Source organism: Mesorhizobium sp. CO1-1-11, from assembly GCF_020164995.1.
Taxonomy (GTDB): Bacteria; Pseudomonadota; Alphaproteobacteria; order Rhizobiales; family Rhizobiaceae; genus Mesorhizobium; species Mesorhizobium australicum.
The window spans coordinates 1-1051 of the sequence record NZ_JAIUHE010000057.1 but is presented as its reverse complement, the minus strand read 5'-3'; the positions used below and the strand labels follow the sequence as shown (position 1 = coordinate 1051).

Genomic DNA, 1051 nt, shown 5'->3' with positions numbered 1-1051 from the left:
ATTACTCTTTGATGGTGACGACGATGCCGGCACCGACGGTGCGGCCGCCTTCACGGATGGCGAAGCGCAGCTTCTCTTCCATGGCGATCGGCACGATCAGCTCGACATCGACCGTGATGTTGTCGCCGGGCATCACCATCTCGGTGCCTTCCGGCAGCGACACGATGCCGGTCACGTCGGTCGTGCGGAAGTAGAACTGCGGACGGTAGTTGGTGAAGAACGGCGTATGACGGCCGCCTTCGTCCTTGGTCAGGATGTAGGCTTCGGCCACGAACTTCTTGTGCGGCTTCACCGTGCCCGGCTTGGCCAGAACCTGGCCGCGCTCGACACCTTCACGATCAACGCCGCGCAGCAGCGCGCCGATGTTGTCGCCAGCCTGGCCCTGGTCGAGCAGCTTGCGGAACATTTCGACGCCCGTGCAGGTCGTCTTGGTCGTCGGACGGATGCCGATGATCTCCAGTTCCTCGCCGACCTTGACCACGCCGCGCTCGACGCGGCCGGTGACGACCGTGCCGCGGCCCGAGATCGAGAACACGTCCTCGATCGGCATCAGGAACGGCTTGTCGAGCGGACGAACCGGCGTCGGGATGTAGGCGTCGACCGCAGCCATCAGCTCGCGGATCGCGTCCTCGCCGATCTTCTTGTCCGAATCTTCCAGAGCGGCCAGCGCCGAACCCTTGACGATCGGAATGTCGTCGCCGGGGAATTCGTTCTTCGACAGCAGTTCGCGAACCTCGAGCTCGACCAGTTCGAGCAGCTCGGCGTCGTCGACCTGGTCGACCTTGTTCAGGAACACAACGATCGACGGCACGCCGACCTGACGGGCAAGCAGGATATGCTCGCGGGTCTGCGGCATCGGGCCGTCGGCGGCCGACACGACCAGGATCGCGCCGTCCATCTGCGCGGCACCGGTGATCATGTTCTTCACATAGTCGGCGTGGCCGGGGCAGTCGACGTGGGCATAGTGGCGGTTGGCGGTCTCGTATTCGACGTGAGCCGTCGAGATCGTGATGCCGCGCGCCTTCTCTTCAGGCGCCGCATCGATCTGGTC

At 64.3% G+C, this 1051-nt stretch carries 1 protein-coding gene; it reads right to left on the bottom strand.

Features of this window, described 5'->3' with window-relative positions; translation table 11 throughout:
* Position 1: 1 nt before the first annotated feature.
* On the bottom strand, positions 2 to 1051 hold a 1050-nt coding region (tuf, locus tag LB554_RS29400; RefSeq protein WP_224588314.1), incomplete at its 5' end, for an elongation factor Tu.